The 20,229-nt window shown below is 43.7% G+C and carries 15 protein-coding genes; 8 read left to right on the forward strand and 7 right to left on the reverse strand.

Annotated features, from left to right (window positions below; genetic code table 11):
* Positions 1 to 47 precede the first annotated feature (47 nt).
* Both C8268_RS09225 and C8268_RS09230 read left to right on the forward strand, forming a co-directional pair.
* Positions 48 to 875, forward strand: coding sequence for a phosphoenolpyruvate hydrolase family protein (locus tag C8268_RS09225; RefSeq protein WP_199794829.1), 828 nt, complete (start codon positions 48 to 50; stop codon positions 873 to 875).
* Positions 876 to 1,040: 165 nt separating this feature from the next.
* Entirely contained in the window at positions 1,041 to 2,249 is a 1,209-nt protein-coding gene (locus C8268_RS09230) for a methyl-accepting chemotaxis protein (RefSeq protein WP_106767391.1), read from the forward strand.
* 63 nt (positions 2,250 to 2,312) lie between these two features.
* Here the strand turns inward: C8268_RS09230 and C8268_RS09235 are convergent, their stop codons facing one another.
* Positions 2,313 to 4,409, reverse strand: a complete 2,097-nt coding sequence (locus tag C8268_RS09235) for a heavy metal translocating P-type ATPase (RefSeq protein ID WP_234032718.1) — start codon at positions 4,407 to 4,409, stop codon at positions 2,313 to 2,315.
* Between the two features lie 354 nt (positions 4,410 to 4,763).
* Between C8268_RS09235 and C8268_RS09240 the strand changes: the two genes are divergently transcribed.
* The 3 genes from C8268_RS09240 (at position 4,764) to C8268_RS09250 (ending at position 6,857) form a co-directional block, all read left to right on the forward strand.
* Positions 4,764 to 5,189: a BlaI/MecI/CopY family transcriptional regulator gene (locus C8268_RS09240; protein ID WP_106767392.1), complete on the forward strand. Its 426-nt coding sequence runs from the start codon at positions 4,764 to 4,766 to the stop codon at positions 5,187 to 5,189.
* A 64-nt stretch (positions 5,190 to 5,253) separates the two neighbouring features.
* The gene (locus C8268_RS09245) at positions 5,254 to 6,045 is read left to right on the forward strand and encodes a M56 family metallopeptidase (protein ID WP_158702704.1); all 792 of its coding nucleotides are present in this window, start codon (positions 5,254 to 5,256) and stop codon (positions 6,043 to 6,045) included.
* A gap of 71 nt (positions 6,046 to 6,116) precedes the next feature.
* Positions 6,117 to 6,857, forward strand: coding sequence for an urease accessory protein UreH domain-containing protein (locus C8268_RS09250; RefSeq protein ID WP_106767394.1), 741 nt, complete (start codon positions 6,117 to 6,119; stop codon positions 6,855 to 6,857).
* Between the two features lie 13 nt (positions 6,858 to 6,870).
* Here C8268_RS09250 and C8268_RS09255 read toward each other — a convergent pair whose 3' ends face one another.
* The gene (locus C8268_RS09255) at positions 6,871 to 7,752 is read right to left on the reverse strand and encodes an AraC family transcriptional regulator (RefSeq protein WP_106767395.1); all 882 of its coding nucleotides are present in this window, start codon (positions 7,750 to 7,752) and stop codon (positions 6,871 to 6,873) included.
* A gap of 155 nt (positions 7,753 to 7,907) precedes the next feature.
* Between C8268_RS09255 and C8268_RS09260 the strand changes: the two genes are divergently transcribed.
* The gene (locus C8268_RS09260; RefSeq protein WP_106767396.1) at positions 7,908 to 10,502 is read left to right on the forward strand and encodes a GH116 family glycosyl-hydrolase; all 2,595 of its coding nucleotides are present in this window, start codon (positions 7,908 to 7,910) and stop codon (positions 10,500 to 10,502) included.
* A gap of 177 nt (positions 10,503 to 10,679) precedes the next feature.
* Here C8268_RS09260 and C8268_RS09265 read toward each other — a convergent pair whose 3' ends face one another.
* Both C8268_RS09265 and C8268_RS09270 read right to left on the reverse strand, forming a co-directional pair.
* Positions 10,680 to 11,279 (reverse strand): TetR/AcrR family transcriptional regulator, encoded by a 600-nt coding sequence (locus tag C8268_RS09265; protein ID WP_106767397.1) that lies wholly within the window; start codon positions 11,277 to 11,279, stop codon positions 10,680 to 10,682.
* A gap of 60 nt (positions 11,280 to 11,339) precedes the next feature.
* Positions 11,340 to 12,662, reverse strand: a complete 1,323-nt coding sequence (locus C8268_RS09270) for a purine/pyrimidine permease (RefSeq protein WP_106767398.1) — start codon at positions 12,660 to 12,662, stop codon at positions 11,340 to 11,342.
* 488 nt (positions 12,663 to 13,150) lie between these two features.
* Here C8268_RS09270 and C8268_RS09275 point away from each other — a divergent pair, with 488 nt between their 5' ends.
* A complete protein-coding gene (locus C8268_RS09275) occupies positions 13,151 to 14,635 on the forward strand; it encodes a methyl-accepting chemotaxis protein (RefSeq protein WP_106767399.1) in 1,485 nt (494 codons plus the stop codon).
* Between the two features lie 117 nt (positions 14,636 to 14,752).
* The gene (locus tag C8268_RS09280; RefSeq protein ID WP_106767400.1) at positions 14,753 to 16,228 is read left to right on the forward strand and encodes a protein adenylyltransferase SelO; all 1,476 of its coding nucleotides are present in this window, start codon (positions 14,753 to 14,755) and stop codon (positions 16,226 to 16,228) included.
* A 111-nt stretch (positions 16,229 to 16,339) separates the two neighbouring features.
* On the opposite strand, the gene C8268_RS09285 is transcribed toward C8268_RS09280, so the two are convergent.
* Genes C8268_RS09285 through C8268_RS09295 form a run of 3 tightly spaced genes read right to left on the reverse strand, consistent with a single transcriptional unit; the run spans position 16,340 to position 20,052 of the window.
* On the reverse strand, positions 16,340 to 17,575 hold the full coding sequence (locus C8268_RS09285) for a glycoside hydrolase family 18 protein (protein WP_106767401.1): 1,236 nt from the start codon (positions 17,573 to 17,575) through the stop codon (positions 16,340 to 16,342).
* A gap of 5 nt (positions 17,576 to 17,580) precedes the next feature.
* Entirely contained in the window at positions 17,581 to 18,672 is a 1,092-nt protein-coding gene (locus tag C8268_RS09290; RefSeq protein WP_106767402.1) for an acyltransferase, read from the reverse strand.
* A gap of 30 nt (positions 18,673 to 18,702) precedes the next feature.
* Entirely contained in the window at positions 18,703 to 20,052 is a 1,350-nt protein-coding gene (locus tag C8268_RS09295; RefSeq protein ID WP_106767403.1) for a glycosyltransferase family 2 protein, read from the reverse strand.
* Positions 20,053 to 20,229: the final 177 nt, after the last annotated feature.

The raw sequence follows: 20,229 nt of genomic DNA on the forward strand, positions 1-20,229 counted from the left end.
TCAATTTTTGCTGAAGATGATGAATGATCAAGGAGGATGTTAAAACGATGAAGACAAGACAAGAAATTTTAGCCCAGTTAAAAGCAGAGGTAGCCAATGGAAACGTGCTGTTGGGTGCAGGTGCAGGAACCGGAATTTCCGCTAAAAGCGCCGAGGCAGGTGGTGTGGATCTGATCATTATTTATAATTCAGGACGTTACCGTATGGCTGGTCGCGGCTCGCTTGCCGGTCTCATGGCATACGGTGATGCAAACCAAATCGTAATGGAGATGGGCAATGAAGTATTGCCTGTTGTTAAGGAGACACCGGTGCTGGCAGGTGTATGCGGTACAGACCCTTTCCGGATTATGGATATTTTCTTGAAACAGCTTAAAGATCAGGGATTCGCAGGTGTTCAGAACTTTCCAACTGTCGGTTTGATCGATGGTGTGTTCCGTGCAAACCTTGAAGAGACTGGAATGGGCTATGATCTGGAAGTAGACATGATCCGCAAAGCGCATGAACTGGATCTGTTGACAACCCCGTACGTGTTTGATGTAGATCAAGCAAGAAAGATGGCTGAAGCAGGGGCCGATATTTTGGTCGCACATATGGGACTGACGACAAAAGGAACGATCGGTGCGAAAACGGCACTTACACTGGATAATTGTGTAGACCGAATTCAGGCGATCTGTGACGCGGGCAAAGCTATCAACCCGGATATTATGATTTTGTGTCACGGCGGACCGATTGCGGAACCACAGGATGCAGAGTATGTGCTCTCAAGAACCAAGGGAGTTGAAGGATTTTTTGGTGCTTCCAGTATTGAGCGCTTTGCAACTGAAGTTGGTATCAAACAGCAAACGGAAGCCTTTAAAAATATTTCGAAATCCTAATGCAGAATTAATTTGAAAAACTTGAAATGATAAAACGCCATAGCTGCGGTTTCCTTTGACAACTTTGTGTATTGAAGGATCAGCGGCTATGGTTTTTTTACGCTTGATGAACACGTTGACGCTGACCTTTTCGAGTATGGGAATGATCAGTGGTGGCGGGGGGCAGTGGAATTTCACTTTTCGATCTTTATGGTTATCGCTGCAGCTGCTTATTATGAAAGCATCCGTCTGATTGCGATGATGACGGTTTTGTTTGCCATACAGCATCTTGTCGGTTACTTTTTTACACCTGAACTTGTATTTGGAACAGAGTCCTATCCATTTCTTATGGTAATGATTCACGCAGTGTTTTTACTATTAACATCAAGCGCCACGACCTTGCAAATTATTTCTAAAGAAAAAATAACAGCACAGTTGGAAGCGGAAAAGAAGAGCAAAGATGAAAGTTCGCTCCACCTGATTAGTCAGGTAGAGGCGCTGTCTGATCATATCCGTTCCACATCTGCGATCGTTTCTGGCAAGTCTGAAGCAAACGTGAAGATGAATCAGGTAATGCGCTCGGCATATGATGAAGTTAGCGGAGGGCTTGGGGAGCAGGTCGTATCTGTTGAGCATATGGAAAAAAATCTTCGAAAAATTAACGGGGCGATTCAAAACGTTTTTGAGTCCTCCGAAGATATGAAGGGCAACGCAGTCTCAACGGAACAAGCCGTAGCGTCAAGTCATCAGCAGATTCAGGAACTCAAGGAGCAAAATAAACAAGTGCTGCAGGTGATCGAGGGTACTTTTGAAAGCATGAGCGCCTTAAAAGAATCGGCTGTGCGGGCACAAAGCATGGTAAATATGATTCAGGAAGTAGCCAATCAAACGAATTTGCCTGCGCTTAATGCCTCCATTGAAGCGGCAAGAGCAGGGGAGCATGGCAGGGGCTTTGCTGTAGTTGCCAGCGAGATCCGGAAGCTGTCGGATCAAAGTCGCAGTGCTGCGGAAGAAATTGAAGCGATTATTATGACCATTCATCGAGAAAGTGAACTGAATTATGTTCAAGTGGAGAGCGGACAAGAAGCGATGAAACAATCCGCTTTGCAAGTCGAGGCGTTTGCAGTTAATTTTGAACAAGTACGGCAGATGATCCAGCGGATATTGGATTACATGGTTACTATGAATCAGATGATGACAGCGATTAAGGATGATACATACAGTGTAACCGATGAGATGAACCAGATTTCAGCATTCATTGAACAAGGTATGGCTTCGATGCAAGAGCTTACGGTGATGTGCAACAATCAGATCGAATCTGCCGAGCAGGTTGATCAAGAAGTTACAAAGTTGAACGAGCTCAGCCGATCGCTGCAGGAACAGTTCTCTGCCTAACCGTTACATATAAAAGCGGCATTCAGGATATCCGCATTATCCAGAATTGCCGCTTTTATAATTTTAAGCTCTTAGCATTTTGGCATTAATGGCTACAACAATGGTACTGATCGACATGAGCACGGCACCGATCGCCGGATTTAAAATAATGCCTGCGCTGTACAATATGCCTGCGGCCAAGGGGATGGCAACAATGTTGTAGCCTGTAGCCCACCACAGGTTTTGAATCATTTTGCTGTAAGCTTTCCTGGACAGGTCGATAATGGATACGACATCTTCAGGGTCGCTGCGGACCAATATGATATCTGCGGTTTCGATCGCGACATCCGTTCCCGCACCTACAGCAATGCCTAAGTCTGCTTTGGCCAACGCTGGAGCGTCATTTACCCCGTCACCTGTCATAGCGACTTTGTAGCCTTCCTGCTGAATTTCTGTAATTTTCTCAGCCTTTTGATGAGGAAGTACTTCGGCATATATGTCATCCAGATGCAGGCTTTTTCCAACCCATTCCGCGACCTTTTTGTTATCTCCGGTCAACATCATCGATTGAATATTGATTTCCTTCAATTTGCTTATTGCGTCTTTTGCACTTTCTCTCACCTGATCGGCTAGAGCTATCATTCCGGCATACTGATTCTCAATGACAGCAAAAACAACCGTCTTTCCTTGCGAGGAAAGTGTGTTAAACTCTTCAGCCGGATAGTGTATATTTTCCGATTTCATATAACCAGGGCTTACCACTTTAACGTCTTTGCCGTTAACCTTGCCTTTCAGTCCTTTACCTGTCATAGCTTCAAATGCATCCGGGTCATGGATGGTCATGCTGCGTTTTTTCATCTCTTCCACAATACCTTTAGATATAGGGTGTTCTGATTGTACTTCGAGTGAGCCAACCAAAGACAGAATTTCTTCTTCTGAATAATCGGTTGCAGGCAGGATGTCTGTTATTCCAAATTTACCTTGTGTAAGTGTACCCGTTTTATCGAACACGACCGCATTCAATTTCCTGGCATCTTCAAAGGCGGTTCGATTCCGAATCAATAATCCTTTACGTGCTGCTATAGATGTTGTCGTTGATACAACAAGGGGAATAGCCAAACCAAGTGCGTGTGGACAAGCGATGATCATAACGGTAACCATACGCTCCACGGCAAAATTGAAGCTGTAGCCGAGCATCAGCCACACAACCAGCGTTACGATCCCTGCCCCCAAGGCGACATAGAACAACCATTTGGCTGCACGATCAGACAGGTTCTGGGTTCTGGATTTAGATTCTTGGGCTTCTTTGATCAAAGAGACGACTTGTGATAAATAACCTTCTTCCCCACTGTTGGTCACCGTAACGGTTAATGAACCTTCGCCATTGACAGCCCCTCCGATAATACGATCCCCGGCCTGTTTCACAACAGGTACGGATTCACCTGTCAGCATGGATTCATCTAGCGAGGATTGCCCCTTCACAATGACGCCATCAACCGGAATTCTCTCTCCCGGCTTGATGAGGATGGTTTGCTCCGGTTTTAATTCGGAGACGCTTACATCTCTGATCTCACCATTTTCGGTAACTAAATGAGCTTCGGAAGGGATGAGTTTAATCAGTTCCTCCAGTGCATTCGAAGCACCCATAATCGATTTCATTTCCAGCCAGTGTCCTAGCAGCATGATAACGATCAGCGTTGCCAGCTCCCAGAAGAAATCAACCTCAGTCCATCCGAAAACAATGAGCGAACTGTAACCGTAAGCTACAATAATGGCTAGTGAGATCAATGTCATCATACCCGGTTCCCTTTGTTTCAGTTCTCGATAAGCGCCTACCAAAAAGGGTTTTCCGCCATAGAAAAACACAATTGAGGAAAGAAGAAATAACACGATATAATCGTTAGGAAAGCGCCAGGAGACTCCAAGAAACATTTGAATCATAGGGGAGAGGAGCAGGATAGGGACAGTAAGAATTAACGAAATGTAAAATCTTCTTTTGAAATCATCAATATGATGACCTGCATGTTTATCATCATGGTGCTCATGATGCTCGTGATTTTTTCCATGTGCCCTGGATGGATGTTCATGATGCAAATCTTCTGAGTCGATCTTATGATCGTGAGCAGCTTTATGGTGATGCATTTTCTGATGCTTCGGATCATGGGGAGGATTTTTGTGCATGATACTCACCTCTATTTTCTGAAATTAATAACTACACTATGTAGTATGATTACCCTTAATATCCATAATATAACGCAGGGTTATGGAAGAACAAGGATATAAATCAATAGTCTGATATATAGTTTAGGGTCCTTTAACGATAATAGTTACAATATTGTTTCGTAATACTTACAAGCATTTTCATATGTAGTCAGGCGAAATAAATGGTTTTTTAGGATATGATTGACAAGAGGTACTAAATATACTACATTATGTAGGGTTTCAGAAAATTAATTTATTTTCAAGTTGTTTTGGACAATCTGTGGCCAGGTGATCTCGTTTTTCATCCTTTTACTGTTATGAGGTGAATTGACTTTGAAAATCAAAAAATTAAACATACATGAGCAGGGCTTGAATCAATTTTTCGGTCCGCTTGAGGCCAAGATTATGGATATTCTATGGCAGAAAGAGCAGTCAACGATCCGTGATGTACAGACGATTTTAAATAAAGAAGAATCCCTCTCCTTTAATACCGTGATGACCGTGATGAATCGGCTGCTAGAAAAGGGCATTTTGCAAAAAAGAACGGAAAAGGGAGGTAGGGGAAGAACAACATTATTTAAACCTGTACAAACGAAGGAACAATTTTTATCCGAACAAACAAAGGAAATAACACAAGGTCTTATTCGGAATTTTGGAGATTTGGTAGTCGGGCATATGATCGATACATTGGATGAAGCGGACCCGAAGCTGATTTCGAAGCTGCAGGAAAAATTAAAGCAGATGGACAACGGGAGTTAACATGAAGCCAGCTGTAAAAGTGAATTTGATTTTAGCGAGCATGTTACTTATAGGGGCTTTTGTAATGATGCAAATGGGATGGTATGTTGTGCATCAAATTACAGGTGTTTCTCTTCAGTGGAACCTGTTTTCATACTGTCTTACCGCATTACAGAAGCTTTCATTCGGGTACGATATCCTAAAGTTTTTATTCAATCTTGTTATTGCATACACCGTCTTGCGAATGTTTATGAGAATCGTAAGGCAATTATACCTGTCCATAAAATGGACGCGTGTTTTTCGGCAATGTACAGATCAGCAGCAATCCAGGGCTCTTAATGATATATATCGAGATTGGGACACTGAAATTATCGTTGTCAAAGATGATGCATTTATCGCTTTGTCGATGGGGCTCTTTCATCCGCGCATCATTGTTTCTACAGGCCTGCTGAACATGTTTAGTGCTGAGGAAACCAGGGCGATTTTACTTCACGAATGGTATCACTGCAAGGCAAGAGACCCGCTTCTCATGTTTTTGGTCGTTTTAATGACGGACAGTATGGGCTATATTCCGCTTATAAAGAAATTGAGCCATCAATTTATGATACAAAAAGAGCTGTTAGCTGACCGTTTTGCATTGAAGCATATGAATACGGCGTATTACCTGGGGAGTGTATTGTTAAGATTAACCTCAATCGTTCATATTCGTCATGTTTCTGGCACAGTATCTTTTGCAAATACAGGAATCAATTATCGTATCCTGCAAGTTCTTAAGCCGAATGAAACACTAAAGGTTCCTTTTTCTTTCGGTAAGTCACTTCTCGGATCGATGATGATATTATTTCTTATTATTGCGATCATTTGGGGCAGCTGCTGATCTGCTCTCTTTTTTTCATAGGAGCACTACTACTTGTAGTTTTGTCATTTTTCATAAGGCGGTGATCACTCGTGTACGAGATTTTTAGCTGGATAACGAATGCTGTAGCTGGTCCATTATCTGAAGTGGCTTATTCCTCGAATATCGCTCTTTTTTCCGTTTTATTTTTTGGGCTTATCGGGTCGGTAGCACCTTGTCAAATTTCAGCGAATATCGGGGCCATGATGTACTTTGGTAACCGACAATTGACACAGAAGCTTTCCTGGATGGAAGTGGTTATGTATTTGGCCGGAAAAATATCCGTTTTCAGCTTGCTCGGGGCTTTGTTTTGGTTATTCGGTCAGGGGTTATCTCAGGACATGATTCCCTTGTTTGTCATCGCGAGAAAGTTATTAGGCCCGCTGCTTATTTTGATCGGGCTGTTTTTTCTGGGCTGGATTAAACTGCCTGGTAATTTTGGTTTTCGGGTATCGGCATCGCTCAAACGTGTTTCAACAAGAGTCGGTGGTAAATGGGGGGCATTTTTATTAGGGGCTGCTTTTTCATTCGGATTTTGTCCAACGATGGTATGGCTTTTTTTTGGCTTGGTTATGCCCCTGGTGTTCACTTCCTCTTATGGAGTTGTTTTGCCGACCGTGTTTTCTCTGGGCACAGCGATGCCGTTTCTTTTGTTTATCGGATTAAACATCGCATTGGGTGTCGATACAGCTATTCTTAAAAAATCGAGAAAGTGGGGAATATGGATTCAGAAGATTGCAGGTGTCATTTTCCTCATATTAGGTGTAGCTGACACGATAACGTACTGGAGCTAGGCCTTTACGTGATTCACTCTTGATCACATATCCCCTTTACGGTGTTTCTTTTGTAGTACCCCGGAGTTACTCCGGTTGCTGCTTTGAACGCTTTCGAGAAGTGATGTACATCTGTAAAGCCGCAATATTCGCTAACTTTTTGGATAGAAAGGCCTTCCTTTAACAATTCCTTGGCGTGTTCAATTCGTAATGTTAACAGATATTGATAAGGTGTTGTCTTAAAATGCTGTTTGAACAGTACGGTAAATCTCGAAGGCGAAAGTCCGGCTCTTTTGGCCATATCAGTAACGTTAATGGGTTCGGAAATATGAAATGCACAATAAGACGTAATCCAGTTCAAGAAAGGTTTGTGAGGCAGTGCTCCTGGCTGAGGCGTCATGTATTCCTTGAACAGTATGAGCAGCCATTCATGAGCAAGCTGATTCGCTTCCTGAACCCCCAAGTAGGTTTGCAGCTGCCAACATTCAATCATTTTTAAGACAAGATCCCTCAGTTTACTAGAATGGGATGTCTTTAGTTTAAAGGGAATTCGGACCATTTCGCTGTCATGCAATCTCGGCTGCATGTAAGCCGTGAAAGGAGTCATGTCCAATTGACCGGGAAGTGTAACGAAACTGTTCTCCCTGAATGGATTATAGAAAAAATCAAGGTGTATATACGGGTTGATCGTATTGGTAACACCCTTGATGGTATGTATATCGCCAGGCTGAAGGAGGCAAAGATCACCTTCTTTGAGCGTATGAAGCTGTCCATTCAGCTGAATTTCAAACAACCCTTCCTGCACATAAAAAATGATGTAATCCAGCAAGTTGCGTTCACCCAGAAAAAATGGCGGACGAATTGCATAATCTGCGATGCGGATGTAGGGAGTTATCGTATGTTCTTCTAATATCACCGGGATGAACCCTCTTTCATCATTTTAGTAGTAAATAACAATCGTTTTTTACAAAAAAAATAGGTCAATTATATAAAGCATTATATGTCTTTATCTCTTATGCTGAAGACGTCATGTAGTTCTAGTATATCACTTTCGAAGGTGGGGCTAAATATATGGAACATGTGTATAAGGGCGTAAAGACGCGGGAAATCAGCTTTCCTCTTGGAGGGATAGGCAGCGGAAGCATTGGCCTGGCTGGAAACGGAAGATTAATCGACTGGGAAATTTTCAATCGTCCGAACAAGAGAAGCTTCAACGGTTTTAGCCACTTTGCTGTCAAGGCGGAGCAAGGTGGAAAAGTGCTGGATGCACGTGTACTCAACGGAGATATGCAAGCACCATACGTAGGAGAGCATATTCGTGGGGGTCCTTTGCATAGCGGATATGGATTCGGGCCGGAAAGCCAATCGATGGCAGGGATGCCTCATTTTCAAGAGGTGGAATTCAAAGGAGAGTTCCCATTAGCTGCCATGTCGTTTAGAGAACCTTCGTTTCCGGGTGATATTGAATTAAGAGCTTTTAATCCGCTTATTCCACTGCAAGAGGATGATTCAAGTATCCCGGCTGCTTTTTTTGAATGGGAGATTCACAATACAGAGAAAGCACCTATTACCTATACTTTGTGTCTTTCCGCTGGCAACCCCATTCCGACAGAGAAAATTGTTTACAGATACAAGGAGATCAGCAGGGAGTCAACCCGAAATTTACATATGATCAAGCTGGGATCTCATCAATATAGTGCAGAGCACCTACAGTTTGGAGATATTACGATAGCTACCGATGCAGAAGAGATCAGTTACCAGGAATACTGGTACCGCGGTGGGTGGTGTGATGGTCTTGAGATGTTCTGGCATGATTTTAACCAGCCTGGACGTATGAAGAACAGAAGGTATCGTGAAGATGAGGCGCCTGCAACACGAAAAGATACAGCGTCGCTAGCTGCTCACGTAGGGCTGATGCCTGGCGAGAAGAAAACAATCCGATTTACGATCAGCTGGAATTTCCCGAATATGAACAACTACTGGAATCCAGACCCGGTAAGAAATGAATCCTGGAAAAATTACTATGCAACCTTGTTTGAGGATTCGAGTGCAAGTGCCCAATATGCATTTGATCATTGGGACCGTCTATACGGAGACACCCTTAAATTTAAAGAAGCTTTGTTTTCTTCAACGCTGCCTGCCGTTGTAAAAGAGGCGGTTTCCGCGAATTTGTCTGTTATCAAATCCCCGACAAGCCTGCGTTTAACTGACGGTTCTTTTTACGGATTCGAGGGCTGTATTGACGATACCGGCTGTTGCGAAGGCTCGTGTACACATGTGTGGAATTATGCCTATGCCCTTCCTTTTTTGTTCCCTCGATTGGAGCGCAGCATGAGGAATCTGGATTATAAATACAACAAGCGCGGGGATGGGAAAATGTCATTTCGTCTCATGCTGCCTATCGGACGTGATCGAAGTGATTTTCATGCCTGTGCGGACGGGCAACTCGGCGGGGTTATTAAGGTTTATCGTGATTGGAAAATATCTGGAAATTCGGATTGGCTCCGATCCGTTTGGCCAGCAGTCAAGCAATCGATTGAGTATGCTTGGGCTGAAAGCAATGAGGATAAATGGGACCCGGAAAAGAAGGGAGTTCTTGTAGGCAGACAGCATCACACTTTGGATATGGAACTTTATGGGCCTAACTCCTGGCTGAGCGGATTTTATTTGGCGGCTCTCAAGGCTGGAGCGGAAATGGCGGCGTTCCTGGGAGAACATGAGACTGCAGATGAATATAAACAGATTTATATCCGGGGAAAAGAGTGGGCAGATAAACATTTATTCAACGGCAAGTATTATGTGCAGCAAATCGACTTATCGGATCAAGCGATGGTCGAGTCATTTGGCGAAGAAGCGGTACGCTATTATTGGAACGAGGAAGCTGGCGAGATTAAATATCAGATCGCTGAAGGCTGTGCAATCGATCAGGTTGTTGCTCAATGGCATGCCAATCTATGCGGATTGGGCGAGGTTTTCGACAAGGATCAAACCCGTACAGCATTAAAATCGTTATACCAACATAATTTCAAATCCAGTATGAGGCATGAAGCGAATACGTGGAGGTTGTTCTCACTGAACGATGAGGGCGGAATTGTGATCTGTACATGGCCGGAAGAGGTGAAGAAGCCGACGATTCCGTTAACCTATAATTCGGAAACGATGACAGGCTTTGAATATCAAGCTGCATCACATATGATTCAGGAAGGTCTGATCGAAGAAGGGCTTTCGATCGTACATGCCATTCGAGATCGTTATGATGGTGAAAAGAGAAATCCTTGGAATGAGATTGAGTGCGGCAGCAACTATGCAAGGTCGATGGCCAGCTATTCTTTGCTGCAGGCATTTAGTGGCTTTGAATACAATATGGTGGAAGGAATGATTGGATTTCATCCGGTGCAATCGACAGAGGATGCATTCCGCATTCTTTGGTCGCTTGATACGGGCTGGGGGACATTTGAGATGAACCCAGAGCAAATTTGTATTCAAGTGTTAGGTGGTAAGCTGGACTTGAATGTGCTAAAACTTCCTGTGAAAGTGCTTGGGTCGATAAATCGGATTCGGATGAATGATTTGGACTTATCGTATGAAATGGTCGAAACTGCAATACAGTTTGCAGAGCCACATACGATCGATGGTGATCATTCACTTGTCATCGATTTATTATAAATGGGATGACCGCTAGAAAAAAAGGTCGAGTTAGGGGTGAACTGCACCCCAATAGTTAGACACAACTAACTATTGGAGGTGCAGTTTTTTATGGCGAAATTTGCTCCCGTACTCAGCCTTTTTGCTTTACTGTCCACCTAAGTATCTTTTGGTTCACCCGGAGTTCCCGGTTCATTTTTAACTTTGTTCAGGCTGGACGGTCTTTAAAATATATTCGATGAACGTTTCGATATACGAATCATCAAGCTTCTTTTTATGGATTAACACATGAAAGTATAAGGGGCCATAGATCATATCCAGCACGATATCATAATCGATATTCGGTCGAAGCTCTCCGTGTTCAATCCCGTTCTCTAGGATGCGTTTCGCTTCCGTTCTTCTTGGGATCAGGTATTGCGACATGAATGTCTCGACTACTTCAGAATCGGACTCACTTCCCGAAATCACATACAGCATGGATCGGCCAAGGGTGCTATTGAATACTTTAGCCATGCCTTTCAACTGATTCATGAAGTTTTCTCTTACCGATGCATTTTCATTCAACTTGACTTGTGGTGTAAGAAGCATCAGAAAAGCATCCATCACTAACATCGTTTTGTTGCTCCACCAGCGATAAATGGTCGCTTTGCTGACTCCAGCAGCTGCGGCTACTCCTTCAATCGTTAAGGCGGAGTAGCCGTTTTTTTCAAGCAGCTCTACAGTTGCATTCAAAATCGCATCTTTGGATTCTGCACTTCGAGGACGCCCTGCGCTTTCTCTAACTTTGTTTGTCATCATAAAATCTCCTAACTTAAGCCACGGGTAGATGCTATTAGAGTAACACAGTCCAATTTTGTATTAAAGCGTCGCTGCCTTTGCAGCTTTTTCTCTCCAGGTTTGCTCTAGCAGCAAGGCTACCAGCATGCCGACCATCACACCATTGCCAAGCAGATATTGGAAAATTGTAGGCAGTCCATAGAACAGGCTTTGCGGCAAGAACATTACACCGGTTCCAAACGACAGTGCCAAACCTAGAATGGTCATGCGCCGCTCATCCAGCGGTTCCTTCAAAATGGACCGAATGCCAATCCCGATCATTTGTGCAAATGAGGCGAGCATGGCGGCATTGGCCACTTGAGCGGGCAGCAGCGACAGCATCGAATAGATGCCGGGTATAAACGAAATGATGATAAGCAACGCACAAGCAATGTAATAGGGAGCCAGGCGAATCTGACCGGTCAGTCGCACGAAACCGGCGGAGATAGACAATGGCACAACTCCAATCGTTGAGAAGAGAGAGGAGAGCACATTGCTGAAGCCGGATACGATGCCAGCTTTGTCCAGCGGCGAGGTTTTTCCGGTTCGGGGTGTTTGTTTTTTCCCGGAGTCATCTACCACCTGCTGCATGGCAACTAAACAAGCAATAACGCTGGAGATCAATACAAAGGCAACCATGATGGCTGTTGCAAACATCCCGGCATCGATCGTTGGCAGCCCCCATGCGAACACCTGCGGGAATTTAATGAGCGAGTCGGAGGCGGGCGCTTGACCTGTACCGTAGACGAGGGCATAAGCGATCCAGCCTGCAATAACCCCGAAGAGCACCGCGTAACTTTTCATCCAGCCTTTTCCCCAAATGGAGAGTGAGAGCACTAGAAGAAACACGGAAAAAGAAATGACTACACTCGTTCCGAGAACGGGTGCGCCTGTATCGCTGACACCGATCATCCCCTTGAGTAAGGTACCACTTAGCTGTAGGGTCAGCATAATCAAGTAAACGCCGGTGACGAGCGGGGTGAAAATGCGGAGCAGCTTTTGCATCCATTTAGCACTTCCGATAAGGATAACCGTTATACCGGTAACGAGCATACCGCCTTCTAGAAGCCGCAATGTCTCGTCCTGGTTCCCACCTTGCGATACAGCGAGCTGGCCCATCAGGACAAAGATGCCAAGCCAAATTCCTGCGGGTCCATCAGGAATCGGCAGACGATGTCCTAACCAGGCAGATAACAGCGAGGACAGTCCCACTACAAAAAACATGCGCTGGATCAATCCGATCGTTTCTTCAGGGGACATTTGAAATATAGTCCCTATAACGATCGGCAGCATCAGTGAGTTGGCAATAAGAAATACCAACCACTGGATTGAAAAGATGCCCGTGCTTATAGCCCGGCTTTTCATAAGGGTCAACTCCTTTCCACGAACAATTTCGAAACGGTACGTATCGTTTTTAGATGATACACGAAAAACTGCGAACAGGCAAGAGGAATTTGCTCGAAGCTAGTTCACTCGTTGTTGAGCGTTTGTTTTCTTTACGGAAACAAAATAGTGTGGTAGCATATATCTTAATATAAAGATATTTTAGGGGTGAAAATGTCCTAAAGTTATAAGCAGGAGGTTTTAGGAAGCTTGGTTCGATGCGAAAAATTATTATAATAAATATTTATTATATACAAATCTATTTTATTTAGCTGATAGTAGAAGCTATGTGCTTTTTCAAGCCTGCCTACGATACTTCGTTATACAACGTCTTATCGCGCAATTAAGTAGCGAAAACGCCTTTTGATCGAGGTGGTTTATTTATGCTACATTCTCAACTTTGCCTGTATGCTGATCTTTTCAAGGTCACTTACTGGATACATAAAAACACTTAGTCTAGGAGGATCAACATGAACTTGAACACCATTGACCAATTAAAACGGACGGAAATCAGGCGTAAGAATCGACTGATGTTGATGACCTTTCTCGCTTTTGCCTTCATTTCTTTGATGGGCAGCCTATTTATGCAGCAGCTTGATATGCTCATACTCGGATTTGTTATTCAGATGGTCTTTTATCCGGCTGTTTACTTTTTGTTGAAGCGATATGGAAAAGAATATCTATTCTCATATGTGATTGTCGTCGGAGTCTATATTTACAATTTTTTCGTAGTATTCGAATGGGGCGGAAACCTATTGATGACCGTCTTTCCGTTCTTTTTCAGTATATTTGCTGCTTCTCAATTCAATAGGTTGTTATTTGGCATCGGTCATGCATTGGGACTTGGTTTGCTTATTATCAATGCGCGATTGGCCGTGGCGCAATATGCTTTTCTGAGAGTGGATTCAGCGATCATTGTACTTGTCTATATATTTACCGGAGTGCTTTTGGGCATCATCATTAAATTCAATCAACAGCAATTTGGAAAGTTGCAGGAAATGGTTATGCAGTCTGAAGAGGAAGCCAGAGTGAAGGAGGAGCAGAAGAACTTTCTAGAGAAAGAAATACTCATTCTTGCGGAGAGCATCACGGGAATTAGCGAGAAGGCGCAAGGCAGTGTGGATTCAAAGGATGAAATGCGGATCGTCATCAACGAGCTGTCCTCGACCAGCCAGGTTCAAAGTGAACAAATTTCAGCGATTGCTGAGAATGCGCATAACAACCTGAATGTGGTGCGCAATATGAACTCGATTTCTCAGGAATTGATCCGTAACTCCCAAACATCTAGCAAACTTTCTGAAACAGGGCTTGGCAAAATGGGGGATCTTGGTCAGGAAATGGATCGTTTGCAACAACTGGTCTCCTCGCTGAGCGATAGCTTTGAAGCATTATCCCGCACCATTGAGGAAACGAACCAGTTTGCGCATGATATTGAAGATATTACGGCGCAGACGAATCTGCTGGCTTTGAATGCATCCATTGAAGCGGCGCGCGCAGGAGAAGCGGGACGCGGGTTCTCGGTCGTAGCTGAAGAGATTCGCAAATTGGCTGATTTAACACACGAGGCAACGATTAAAATCACTAACAATTTAAATGAGGTCAACAGCTCTTATCAAATGGCACAGCAAAATATGCGCAGCAGCAGTCAAAGCCTGGAGCAAAGCATCGTATCAGGCAGTGAAGTGAGTCATACCTTCGTTGAGCTTAACAAAATGTTAACCCAATTAAATGCCCAGTTCATTGAATTTGAAAATCTGTCAACAAGAGTCGGTGAAAACAGCGGCAATGTGGAGTTTTCCACTAACGAATTTGCGGCTATTATTGAACAGGCGTCTGCAAGTTTGCAGCAGATTAGCGCCTCGATTGAAACGATGACAGGAGATGATCACCTGATCATGAATTATATTCGAGAAGTAGAAGCTAGCGCGGACAATATTAAACAAACGCTAGTCTGACTGTGGATTTAATGGGAATAATAAATTTTACAGCAGTGAACTCTATGGAAGAGAGACTTGTGTTTATATTATAAGTAGCACATGATATCATCAGAACGTTATAAAAAAGGAGGTACCATGACCGAGAAAAAAGCAATGCCAGCTTCAGGCTGGAACTTTGATAACAGTTATGCCGAGCTGCCGGATTCTTTCTTTACGAGACAAGATGCCGACCCCGTCCGCTCACCGGAACTGGTTCTTCTGAATGAGCCGCTGGCAGCTCTCATGGGGCTTCATGTTCAGGCGATGAAATCAGGCGAAGCTACTTCAGTATTTGCCGGTAATGAAATACCGGAGGGCGCTCTGCCGCTTGCTCAGGCTTATGCGGGTCACCAGTTCGGACACTTTACGATGCTGGGCGACGGGCGAGCTATTTTACTTGGCGAGCAAATAACGCCAAGCGGCGAACGGCTCGATGTCCAGCTGAAAGGCTCGGGCAGAACCGCCTACTCCCGAGGGGGTGACGGCCGTGCAGCCCTTGGACCGATGCTGCGTGAATATATTATCAGTGAAGCTATGCATGGACTCGGAATCCCTACTACCCGCAGCTTGGCTGTGGTGACGACCGGGGAGCCAGTCATTCGGGAAACCGCCTTGCCAGGTGCTGTTTTGACCCGTGTGGCCGCGAGCCATTTGCGCGTTGGCACTTTCCAGTATGTCAGAAACTGGTGCTCAGTTCATGATTTGCGGACCTTGGCTGACTATGCTTGGCAAAGACATTATTCCGATGCTGATTCAGGTGATAACCGCTACTTGTCTTTGTTGCAAGAAGTGATGAAGCGTCAGGCTCAGCTGATTGCCAAATGGCAGCTTGTCGGTTTTATACACGGGGTGATGAACACCGATAATATGACCATCAGCGGTGAAACGATCGACTATGGCCCATGCGCTTTTATGGATGCATTCGATCCAAAGACGGTGTTCAGTTCCATTGATTTACAAGGCCGCTATGCCTATGGCAACCAGCCATATATTGCGGCATGGAACCTTGCCAGATTGGCTGAAGCCTTGCTGCCGATTTTGCATGAAGACGAAGATCAGGCCATCGCTCTAGCTGAGGATGTGATTTCGAAATTCACAGATTTGTATCACGGCTACTGGCTGTCAGGTATGCGGGCGAAACTTGGTATTTTTAATGAGGAGGCGGAGGATGAAGGACTGATCAAAAACCTCCTTTCGATGATGCAGAAACATGGTGCGGACTATACCAACACTTTCCGTGCATTGACACTGGATCGATGGGAGGAAATGGATTGGTTTGATACTCCAGAATTCGAGCAATGGCAAGTACAGTGGCAGGCCAGGCTCGAGCGGCAGGAACAATCAAGGGATCTTTCGCGTCAGTTGATGCGCAGCAGCAATCCAGCAGTGATCCCGCGCAACCACCGGGTTGAAGAAGCGCTCGAAGCGGCTGTGGAACAAGGAGATTATAGTGTCCTGAAGCAGCTGCTTGCGGTTTTATCTCAGCCTTACGCTTATACACCGGAACAGGACGAATACGCCGCCATGCCTGAGCCATCCAGCCGTCCATATCGCACCTTTTGCGGTACTTGATACCCGGCTTATGAGGCAGTGCTCCTCTGTTTTAATAAGCCATAAAGCCGAAGATCGCACACGATCTTCGGCTTTTCATGTTACACGGCTTTTTTAAAATACTGCCGCAGCTTATTTATTTAAATGTTCCGTCAAATATGTCACAATTCCGTCTTCGGCGTCCTGGGCATACTGCCAGACCATCGCACCTCCGAGATTTTTACTTTGGATATAATGGACTTTTTCTTTTAACGCCTCCTGATCCTCATAGCTGATAAAGGTATTGCCGTCATAGAGGTAAGCGGCTTTGGCTTTGTTGTCAAAATATCGCTTAAATCCGTTCTTATTCAAATAATCCTTCTCGATTTGTTTGTAGCTTAGATCCACTTGATCGATGTCGATCGGTTTTCCGGGCGCAAAAAGCGGGTTTTTTCGCGCTGTTTTTTGACCATCATGGTCGCTTGTAGTGCCTTTATTACTTTTACGTTGTGTACTTTTTTGACTATTCTTGCTGCTTTGCTCCTCCTTGGTGTCCGTTTTCACATCATCCCAGCCGTAGGAATAGGCGGGTATGCCAAGCAGCAGCTTTTTGCTGTCGATTCCATGGTCCAGATACATCTGGATAATATCATCAACATTGTGCTGGGATTTGCCTTGACTGTCCGCGTACAAATTGGCGTTGAAGCCGGTTGTGTCCGACCATTTTCCGGTTAGGTCGTAGGTCATGACATTGATGAAGTCGACGTATTTCTCTACTTTTTTGACCTCTACATTTTCAAAGTACCAATCCTGTGTCCCTGAGGCGAAGGTCAACAAATACTTTTTGTTATCTTTATGAGGCAGTTTGTACAGTTTCTCTCTTAATTCCTTCATCAGATTTGTAAAATTTTTTGTATCCTCGGGCCGTGCCTTTTGTGTATTCCAAGCATGGAATGCCGGATATTCCCAGTCAATATCAACCCCGTCCAGATTCAACTCTTTGAGCATATTGATAATGCTTTCAGTGAACTGATAACGGTTCCCGTCCAGTGAGGCGTCGGAAAATCCATCTGCGCCATAACCGCCAACGGCTAATACCATTTTGGTTGTCTTGTTTTGCTCTTTCATCTTTTTAACATTTTTTTTAATTTGTGCATTCGTTTCCGGGTCCTCATGAAAATAAATGTCGGTTCCGTTAATTTTGGCAAATGCGATATATGCGATATCAACCCCTTTTTCAGACAGTTTAATGTTCCGGTAGTCTTGCCAAGCTTCAACATATACGGCCGTCACTTTTCGCTCTTCCGCTGCAGTAGTTTGGTAGAAATAAAGCCCCATACCTGCGAGCAATATAATGACAAATATCTTTGTATATATACTGATTTTCATCTTGATTACCCCCGGCCGCCAAATAAAATATAAGTTACGACTTTGCTTAAGTTCAGAATCTTAACGGTGACATAACTAATAACAAAAATAAGACCGACATTTACGACAAGATTGAGGCTGCCCTCCAGAAAGGAGGCTTCCAGATCTGTTCTACTTGCGAGCATCATTTCAACCAATAAGTGAATGAGATAGATGCTGAAGCTCGCTTTGGAAATGGAACTGATTAGTTTTTGGACTTTGTAGTTTACATTGTCATGGATCAAGGCTTCCTTCTCTTTGAAAAAAATAAATAATCCGACTGCCATGAAGAACGTGGTGATAGAATAGTTGCTGTAAAACATTTCATCCAGCACACCGCTCTGGAGTGAAACAAAATAGGTAGCTACCGGAGTTAGAAGGAAGCATATGATTCCCAAGTTGTATAAAAGATTTTTCGCTTTCAGCGACAGTTCGTAATGGAAAAGATAATATCCCAAAATAAAATAGCCTAAATATCCCATGAAGAACGGAATGTTCATGATCGGAATGTACATGTGCTGATCGGTGGCACGAAATACAGTGTCGGATATTAGCCGATAGGCAATGCTCACGATAAACCATAAGAGCAAGTAATACTGGAGATCCTTCCTGGTGCATGATTTTATGAATTTATGAATTAGCGGCACTGTCAAATAAATAGCGATAATGGCATACAGGAACCAGAGATGGATGTAGTTTCTGTCGGTGAGCAGTCTGTAACCGAAATCGATGATGAACTCATAGGCATTCATATGACTTTTGATGACATAATATTGATTGTACAAGCCATAAATGAGTGACCAGGTTAAGAGGGGGATGAGTAAAGGGACCACTCTCTTCACAAAGAACTCCCGATAGGAAGCGATTCTCGTTCTAAGGATCATCGCTCCGCTGATCATGAAAAATACCGGTACAGCAAAGCGGGAAATCGAATTAAAACCGTTGCTGATCCACCACGAAGATGTATTGAAGTTGTTTGAGCTGGTCAGCACCTCTGCCGTGTAATGCAGAATAATAACGGCAATGATAGAAAGAATTCTAAGAATATCGATGTATATAACTCTTTTATTTTGAACCACTGTTTATAATGACCCCCTGTATCAATTTGATTAATTTGATCCTGCCGCAATATTTTGACTGATCGCAGCGACACCTTTTCGTTCAACGAATCCCCACTCTTCATCATTGTCAAAATATTTAAACGTTCCGACAATGTTGATATACAGTAGTAAATTCCGATAGGTCAGCAATTCCAGCTGGCTGAAAATAAACATTTTCATATAATCTTTGAATCTATAAGTGCTGCCGTATTTTCGGCATAAATGTAAAGAGACGATGATTTGAACGGCATTGAGAAGTACGCTAATGAGAAGGAACAGGAAGGCCATTAAAATATTTCCGCCAGCGAATAGTGCTTGGAGAAGATAAAATATCGTAGTAAATGCCGAGAACGTTCCCAGCATAAATCCGTCAATGGCAAAAAACAGACTGACCCGAACGCTGAATTTCTGAGAAAGTCTGGACCAATAGATCAGGATACAATCGACAAAAGCCTTTTGCCAACGGATTCGTTGTTTGTAGAAATTTCGGAGGTTTTCTGGACACTCGGTATAGCACACCGCTTCAGGAGCATAAACCAGCTTTTTCTTCAATCGATTCGTTTTTATGTATTCATGAATTTTTAGCGTAATATCAATATCCTCGCCAACGGTACTGCGAAAGCCGTTAACTTGAATCAGAATATCTTTGTAAAAAGCACCGAATGCGCCTGAAATAACGACGATAGAGTTAAAGAACGATTGTGTTAATTTACGAACATAAAATCCGTGCGTATAATTGATGATCTGGCTTTTAATCAACCCTTTTCCGCGGAATTTTTCAACGATAACACCGTTTTCCTTTTCAGCTCCTTGTACAATCTTGACCGTACCACCAAGTGCGACGATGCTGTCATTATGAAAGTATTGATTGACATACTTCAGCGAGTTGATCTCCAGCATACTGTCTGCATCCAGCGTGATGACGATGTCCGTGTCAGCGTAATCAATACCAGCATTGAGTGAGTCTGCTTTACCGCCATTGAGTTTATCGATCACATAGATGTGGGGGTAGCGGTTTGAACGATAAAATGCTTTTATCGTTTTGTAGGACAGCTTGCGTCCTGGCTTCCGGTCGTCCAGCTCTAGATCGAGCAGGTCGTTCAGTTCATACAAAGTATCATCTTTGGAGCCGTCGTTAATGATGATAACCTCGTATTTTTCGTAATGCAGTCCGGTCATGGCATCGATGCAATTACGAATCGTAAGCTCCTCGTTATAGGCCGGAACAAGCACGGATATCGATTTCTCGTCAAGCTCCGAATCCAGCTTCTTTACTTTGCTGAAAAGTAAAGGGATGATCGTATACAGAGATTGAAACACAAGAAATACACCCGCTAACCCATAAAAAAAATAATGCAAACTCCTCACTCCTTTTTCTCTATCTCTATTTTCTTCAAAGGTTGAAACCAGTTAAATACTTACATTCCATATAAAGACAAAATATTCTTATGTAATAAACTACCTATTTGGCTCACAGATGTAAAATCCCGGTATGGAGCAAGAAAACGAATACATCGAATTTTTTCGAGAACGGAC

The organism is Paenibacillus faecalis (genome assembly GCF_900289175.1).
Taxonomy (GTDB): domain Bacteria; phylum Bacillota; class Bacilli; order Paenibacillales; family Paenibacillaceae; genus Paenibacillus_AQ; species Paenibacillus_AQ faecalis.

Bases quoted from the DNA above. Each gene is read 5' to 3' on its own strand.
- C8268_RS09225 (WP_199794829.1), top strand. From the start codon at position 48: ATGAAGACAAGACAAGAAATTTTAGCCCAGTTAAAAGCAGAGGTAGCC.
- C8268_RS09235 (WP_234032718.1), bottom strand. From the start codon at position 4,409: ATGCACAAAAATCCTCCCCATGATCCGAAGCATCAGAAAATGCATCAC.
- C8268_RS09245 (WP_158702704.1), top strand. From the start codon at position 5,254: ATGATGCAAATGGGATGGTATGTTGTGCATCAAATTACAGGTGTTTCT.
- C8268_RS09260 (WP_106767396.1), top strand. From the start codon at position 7,908: ATGGAACATGTGTATAAGGGCGTAAAGACGCGGGAAATCAGCTTTCCT.
- C8268_RS09265 (WP_106767397.1), bottom strand. From the start codon at position 11,279: ATGATGACAAACAAAGTTAGAGAAAGCGCAGGGCGTCCTCGAAGTGCA.
- C8268_RS09270 (WP_106767398.1), bottom strand. From the start codon at position 12,662: ATGAAAAGCCGGGCTATAAGCACGGGCATCTTTTCAATCCAGTGGTTG.
- C8268_RS09275 (WP_106767399.1), top strand. From the start codon at position 13,151: ATGAACTTGAACACCATTGACCAATTAAAACGGACGGAAATCAGGCGT.
- C8268_RS09280 (WP_106767400.1), top strand. From the start codon at position 14,753: ATGACCGAGAAAAAAGCAATGCCAGCTTCAGGCTGGAACTTTGATAAC.
- C8268_RS09285 (WP_106767401.1), bottom strand. From the start codon at position 17,575: ATGAAAATCAGTATATATACAAAGATATTTGTCATTATATTGCTCGCA.